The organism is Microbacterium sp. (assembly GCF_003248605.1).
Classification (GTDB): domain Bacteria; phylum Actinomycetota; class Actinomycetes; order Actinomycetales; family Microbacteriaceae; genus Microbacterium.
In genome coordinates this window covers 21,314-27,572 of record NZ_QFPF01000022.1, presented here as the reverse complement: position 1 = coordinate 27,572, position 6,259 = coordinate 21,314, and the positions used below count along the sequence as shown (strand labels likewise).

The following is a 6,259-nucleotide window of genomic DNA, read 5'->3' as shown; positions in this document are numbered from 1 at the left end:
CAGTGCACCTGCGGCGCGAACTCGGCGCAGACACCCTCCAGCGCGAGGTTGCGGGCGCCGTTGATGACCACGATGATCTCGTCGGGCTTCTGGTCCACGATGCGGCGCAGGACGTCACGGAAGAGATCCAGCGGTTCGTCGACGACCGGGATGATCACGCTCGTGCCGATGGCGTAGGGCTCGGTGTACGGGCGGTAGCGCTGGCTGAGCAGCAGCTTCGTGAGCCACAGCCCCCAGATGAGCAGTGAGTACACCGCGAACAGGTAGAGCTCGGGGTACCCATGAACATCCGCACCCCTCGTGTGATCGATGGCCTTGTGGGTCCCGCGACGCTGGGGGTTTGTGAAGTTGACTCGAGTGTGACCCCGCCGGGGCGCACGAAAAGACCGTCCGACCAGGATTCACAGGACCGTAACCCTGCCCGCTCGTCCACCGTCCGGCGGACAGGCCCGATATATCTCGCAGGCCGGGCGGCCCTTTCCGAGCGATCGGTGGTCTCGCGCTTTCACGGCGTTCCCAGCAAGGCTTCATCTGTTCGTCATCGAGGCGCTCAGAGCCGGAAACAGTTCCTGACTAGGGTCTGTCGCCCTTTTGGGGGACAGCATCCCTCCCCTTTGGGGGACACTGTCCCCCGGGTGGCGGACACGCGCGGACGGCCGGATCCCGAGCCTCGGGCGGGCCTACGATGCGGTCGATCGACCCTCGACCCCCTGCGGCGGCCGTACCATGAGAGCGCTCATCGTCGAGCGAAGGGACGGGCCCATGAAGATCCCCACCAGCGCCACCGTCGTCGAGTACGACACCCCGGGCGAACCGGACGTGCTCGTCCTCCGGGAGCGGGATCTGCGGCCACCCGGAACCGACGAGGTCGTGATCGAAGTGGTCACCGCGGGTATCAGCCACATCGACGCCCTCCTCCGGGCGGGTCGCGAACAGGAGTGGGGCGAGGAGTTCCCCCGGCGCTCCGGCAGTGATTTCGCCGGCATCGTCCTGGCGTGCGGATCGGGCGCGCAGGGGTGGGCACCGGGCACGGAGGTGGTGGGTCACCTTCGCTCGGGCGCGCAGGCGACGCATCTCACGGTGAGCACGGCGGCGCTGGTCCGTCGCCCACGCACGGTGCCGTGGGAGGTCGCCGGTGGGCTGTACCTGGCCGCCGCGACCGCCCTCGACACCCTCGACTCCCTGTCGATCGGCTCAGGCGACACCGTCGTGATCTCCGCCGCCGCGGGTGGGGTGGGAAGCGTGGAGGCGCAGATCGCGGCGCACCTCGGCGCGCGGGTCATCGGCACGTGCGGCGACCGCAACTTCGACTATCTGCGCCAGCTCGGGATCATCCCGATCCGATACGGCGAGGGCATCGCCGACCGGATTCGCAAGGCGGCGCCCCAGGGGGTGACCGCGTTCATCGACAACTTCGGACAGGACGGCCGCGAGGTGGCGGAGGAACTGGGTGTTCCGGCATCCCGCTTCCGTTCGAGCGCGGACAGACGCGACGTCGAGCTGGCGCTGCTGCGCGACGACCCCGAATCGATGGCGCACGGCACCGCCCTCCTCGAGCGGGCCGTCGCCCTCGCCGCACGTCGAGCGTTCACCCTGCTGATCTCCGGCTTCTACCCGCTCGGCCGGGTCGCCGACGCCTATGCCGACCTGCAGCGCCTGCATTCGCGGGGCAAGGTGGTCTTGGGCACGCACCCGGTGAACCCGTTCCCGATCATCAAGGCCCGCGACGTCGTCGAGTCGCGGCGTTGAGGGTTCGCGTCAGCGCAGCGCCCGCCGCCCGGAGCCACCCGCACGCGGCAGAGGACGAGGCCCTGCCCACCGCGCCGTGACGGCCATCAGCCCCTCGAGGATCTCGATCGATCCCCCGAGCGTCCTCTCGGTCACGTAGCCCACCGGCACCTCATCGACCAACTGCCCGTCGCGCGGACCACCGGCCAGGAGGAAGATCATGCACCCCACGGTATGGTGGCGCCCCTGTGCGGTCGATGGGGTTGCGGCCGAGGGCCCGAGACGTTAGCCGTCGACCTCAGCCCCCGACAGGTAGTTAGGCGTCCTAAGCAGATCTGGTTAGGCGTGCAGGCCGTGTACTCTGATTTTGTGGGCAGACTCGTTTATGGCGCCATGGCGCAATCGTTCGACATCGACGATCGAGCCCTCGCGCACCTGCGTATCGTCCTGAGCAACAAGATGCGTCGGGCCGAGCCTTTTTTCCTGCATCTTCCCACGAGCGACGGCTCAGGACACCGCAGCGTGTGGATCCATCCGGCCGTTCCGATGACCCTGCACTTCTTCGGCAGTCGCACGCCGACCATCAACCGGCACTGGGTCGACGCACTCATGGACGACGCGAGCGGGCCCCACGGACTCGCACTCGGCCCCGAGCCGGCAGAGGTCTGACCTACGCGCACTCCCGCTCGACGGCATCCGTGATCATGTCGAGGAAGCGGGCTATCTCGGCCGCCGCGTCCGGCGAGAGCTCTTCTGCGAGATCCCGGATACGGGCGGTGAGCGGATCGAGTCGATCGATGTCGGTCGACCGGTCGAAGGGCACGACGAGCTTGCTGCGGCGATCCTGCGGATGAGGCTCGAAAGCGATCATGCCTCCCGCGTGCAGCCTGTCGAGGATCGCCGACACCGACGGGGACGAGATGCCCAGGTACTCGGCGATCCCCCGCGGCGTCGCCGCGTCGCCCGCGTCTGCACGCTCGAGGATGAATCGCATCGCGGCACGCGCATTCTCACTGGGACCGCACTCCGTCTGCCGGCGGCGCGCGAGCCGGGATTCGGCGAGTCGCAGGCGCTCCATCGAACGCGCCGCGTCCAGGGTGAGCTCTTCGGTGCGCATCATCGCTCCTGTTCGCCGGGACGCACCCCCGAGAGCCGGGCGCGTGAGGCCCCAGTCTAGTTAGCTCGCCAACCGAGACATCCGCCGCTCACACTCGTGTGGACGGGAGACCTCCCTCACGTCGAGGGGATCTCCGGGAGCCGAGCCTCGTGCGCCCGCGCGGGCGTGCCGGCGCGCACGAGCACGACACCCGCGACCAGCACCGCACCCCCCAGCAGCTGCACCGGCGTCGGCGTCTCGCCGAGGATCATCCAGGCGAACACGACCGCGAAGAGCACCTCCGACAGACCGACGAAAGAGGCCACCCGCGACCCCACCTGGGTGACAGCGACGACGCCGAGGCTGTACGCGAGGGCCGTCGCGATGACCACGACCCACCCCAGAGGCACGAACCACGCGACAGTCGCGCCGGCGAGCTGCACATCGGCCGTGGACGCGGTGAAGGGCATCACTCCCACGACGCAGAGCAGTGCCGAGATCACGGATCCCACCGCGAGACCCGCGGCCGCCAGCGTCAGCGGGGGAAGATCGTCGCCCGCCCGCTCCGAGAGCACGAAGTACGCCCCCATCGACACGGCCGCGCCGAGCGCGAAGAGGATCCCGAGCGCGTCCACCGACGCGCCGCCGAGATCGATCACCAGCACCAGACCCGCCAGGCTCACCGCCGACCCCGCGAGCACGCGGCCGCCCGGTGCTCGCCGCGTGCGGGCCCATGCCCAGACGACCAGCAGGACCGGCGCCAGATACTGCACCAGGAGCGCGACCGCGACCGGCATGCGCTGCAGCGCGGAGAGATAGAACACCTGGCACCCCACCACTCCCGTGAGCGCGAAGCCGAGGATGATCCATCCGTGGCGGTGGAACAGGCGCGGATCGCGACGGAGGGCGATGATGAGCACGGGCAGCAGCACGACCGCCGCGCCCGACATCCTCATCGTGGCGGCCGCACCCGTCGACCAGCCCGACTCGACGAGCGCCTTCAGAAACGGTCCGCTCGAGGCGAACGCCAGGGCCGAGGCGAGGCCGGTCAGCACGCCGAGCGAGCGGGCGGGAGTGTGCGGCGCGATGATCGGCGCGGCGAGGGTCTGAGCCACGGGCGGGTCCCACTGTCATGAGTCACATGCAATTACACTGGTGACAGTAGCGCCCGCCTCGTCAGGAGTCAATATGGTCTTCGCCCATGACACAGAAGTCGCCCTCCGCGCCGCCGCCGATCTCGTGAACACCCATCCCGATGCCGCCGACGACCACGTGGATCGCCTCTCCTCGATCGAGGACGCCGCCGACTTCCTCGACACCCACCGCTACTCCGGCGCGGTCCGTCGCGACGAGACCGAACTCGCGCAGCTCCGCGACATCCGCCGGCCGCTGCTCGATCTCTGGGGCGTCGACCGCGACGGCGCCGTGCCCCTCGTCAATGCGCTCCTGCGCGCGGGCGGCGCGCTCCCCCAGCTCGTGATCCACGACGACTACGACTGGCACATCCACGCCGCGGCCGACGACGAGCCTCTCGCGACACGTATCCTCGTCGAGACGGCCATGGCGTTCGTCGACGTCATCCGCGCGGACGAGTACAGCCGCGTGCGCGAGTGCTCCGCCGACGACTGCCGGGCGGTCTACATCGACTTCTCGCGCAACGGCTCCAAGCGCTACTGCGACACCGGCAACTGCGGCAATCGCATGAACGTCAACGCGTATCGTCGCCGGCAGGCACGTCAGGCTCCGCGAGGAAGCGCCTGATCGCCTCGGCGGCCGGCGCGGGCGTTTCGTAATGGATGAGGTGCCCGACCCCGTCGATCTCTACCAGCCGTGCATCGACGAACGTCCCGGCGAGCGCGCGCTGCGCCGCGATCGGGGTGATGTCGTCGCGCTCGGCGGCCACGAGCAGGGTCGGCTGACGGATCTCGTGGGCGAACTCGCTGACGTCGTGTGACACCGAGGCGACGAACGCGTCGTGAAGCACATCGCGATCCGCGAAGCGCGAGAAGTATGCGTCGTGCTGACCGTGGATGAAGGAGCGCAGCTCGGGGTCGCGGGTCTTGGCCATCGAGACGCTCATGATCCGCACGATCAGACGATTGCGCAGCAGCGCTTCGCCAAGGGGTCGGGGCAGCTGCGCGCCCGCCCAGTAGTAGAAGATCGCAAGGCGCGTGAGGATGCCGCGGGGTCCCTCAAGGGCCGGCGCGCCGATCGGGTTCACGAGCACGACGCGCGGGGCACCCAGACCGCGCGCAAGCGCTGCGGCGACGACGATCGACCCGAAGGAGTGACCGAGGATCACCGCGCCGGGCGCGGTGGCGGCGACGAACTGCCCGAGCCAGCGGGCGTAGGCGTCGAGATCATGGACGGTGTCCGGCAGAGGGGCGCTCTCGCCGAATCCCGGGAGGTCCGGCGAGATCACGCGCACCCCCGGCAGATGTGCGACGACCGGCTCGAGCCCGTGGTGCTCGCCGCGGAATCCGTGCACGGCGATGACCGTGACCTCGGATCCGGGGTCTCCGTACTCCCAGTAGGCGGTCATCCCGCCGCCGACGGCGACGTCGCGTCGCACGACCGGGATCCGTGCGAGCGCGGCAGCGTAGGGATCGGCGGGAGGCACTCCCCGAGTCTACGTTCACCTCCCGGAGCGCCTCGCCGGGGATGTCGGGGCCTGCCCATAGCGTGGGGACATGGTGCAGGCCGAGCCCCTCTTCGGAGACGAGTTCCTCCTCCCGGGTCCCCCCGCGTGGTGCCGGACGCTGGGTGTATTCGACCTCGAGACCACCGGGGTGGATGTCGAGGTCGATCGCATCGTCAGCGCGCACGTCGGCGTGGTCGGGCCCGGCGGCGCCGTGATCGAGCACGCCTCATGGCTGGCCGACCCGGGCATCGAGATCCCCGAGGGGGCGACGGCCGTGCACGGGATCACCACCGCGCATGCACGGAAGCACGGACGCCCTGCGCGCGAGGTGGTCGGTGAGATCGTCAACCGCCTGCGCGATCTGTTCACCGCCGGCATCCCCGTCGTCGCCTACAACGCCCCGTTCGATTTCTCGATGCTCAAGTACGAGGCACAGCGCTTGGGCATCGCCCCGATCCTCTCCCCCGCTCCCGTGATCGACCCGCTCGTCGTCGACAAGACGTTCGACCGGTATCGCCGCGGCAAGCGCACCCTCGACGCCGTCGCGGCGCACTACGAGGTTCTGCTCGAGGCCGCGCACGATGCGTCGGCCGATGCGATCGCCGCCGGCCGCGTGGCGCAGGCGATCGCGGCTCGGTTCGCCGATCGACTGCCCGCCACGGGAGCCGAGCTGCACACCCGTCAGATCGCGTGGGCGCGTGCGCAGGCAGAGAGCCTGTCGGAGTACTTCATCCGCATCGGCCGGCTCGATCCCGCCGAGAGCCTCGACGGATCCTGGCCCATCCGGTGATCTG

General features: G+C 69.6%; 8 protein-coding genes and 1 pseudogene. 4 read left to right on the top strand and 5 right to left on the bottom strand.

The features are described 5' to 3' along the window. Positions 1-254 (bottom strand): annotated as a pseudogene (locus DI573_RS05250) (glycosyl transferase family 2); the annotation flags it as partial. Positions 255-762: 508 nt separating this feature from the next. Here DI573_RS05250 and DI573_RS05245 point away from each other — a divergent pair. After that, positions 763-1,749, top strand: coding sequence for an NADP-dependent oxidoreductase (locus tag DI573_RS05245; protein WP_292811397.1), 987 nt, complete (start codon positions 763-765; stop codon positions 1,747-1,749). Between the two features lie 9 nt (positions 1,750-1,758). Here DI573_RS05245 and DI573_RS05240 read toward each other — a convergent pair whose 3' ends face one another. Then, a complete protein-coding gene (locus DI573_RS05240) occupies positions 1,759-1,950 on the bottom strand; it encodes a hypothetical protein (RefSeq protein ID WP_292811394.1) in 192 nt (63 codons plus the stop codon). A 171-nt stretch (positions 1,951-2,121) separates the two neighbouring features. On the opposite strand from DI573_RS05240, the gene DI573_RS05235 reads away from it, so the two are divergent. Next, positions 2,122-2,397 (top strand): ATP-dependent DNA ligase, encoded by a 276-nt coding sequence (locus DI573_RS05235; protein WP_292811392.1) that lies wholly within the window; start codon positions 2,122-2,124, stop codon positions 2,395-2,397. Position 2,398: 1 nt separating this feature from the next. On the opposite strand, the gene DI573_RS05230 is transcribed toward DI573_RS05235, so the two are convergent. Both DI573_RS05230 and DI573_RS05225 read right to left on the bottom strand, forming a co-directional pair. Then, a complete protein-coding gene (locus DI573_RS05230; RefSeq protein ID WP_292811390.1) occupies positions 2,399-2,848 on the bottom strand; it encodes a MarR family transcriptional regulator in 450 nt (149 codons plus the stop codon). Between the two features lie 113 nt (positions 2,849-2,961). Continuing rightward, positions 2,962-3,939, bottom strand: coding sequence for a DMT family transporter (locus DI573_RS05225; protein WP_292811388.1), 978 nt, complete (start codon positions 3,937-3,939; stop codon positions 2,962-2,964). 73 nt (positions 3,940-4,012) lie between these two features. Here DI573_RS05225 and DI573_RS05220 point away from each other — a divergent pair, with 73 nt between their 5' ends. Then, positions 4,013-4,585 (top strand): CGNR zinc finger domain-containing protein, encoded by a 573-nt coding sequence (locus tag DI573_RS05220; RefSeq protein WP_292811385.1) that lies wholly within the window; start codon positions 4,013-4,015, stop codon positions 4,583-4,585. On the opposite strand, the gene DI573_RS05215 is transcribed toward DI573_RS05220, so the two are convergent. Then, positions 4,533-5,444: an alpha/beta hydrolase gene (locus DI573_RS05215; protein WP_292811383.1), complete on the bottom strand. Its 912-nt coding sequence runs from the start codon at positions 5,442-5,444 to the stop codon at positions 4,533-4,535. The two genes, DI573_RS05220 and DI573_RS05215, sit on opposite strands and share 53 nt — an antisense overlap. 70 nt (positions 5,445-5,514) lie before the next feature. Here DI573_RS05215 and DI573_RS05210 point away from each other — a divergent pair, with 70 nt between their 5' ends. Further along, positions 5,515-6,255: an exonuclease domain-containing protein gene (locus DI573_RS05210; protein WP_292811381.1), complete on the top strand. Its 741-nt coding sequence runs from the start codon at positions 5,515-5,517 to the stop codon at positions 6,253-6,255. Positions 6,256-6,259 lie beyond the last annotated feature (4 nt).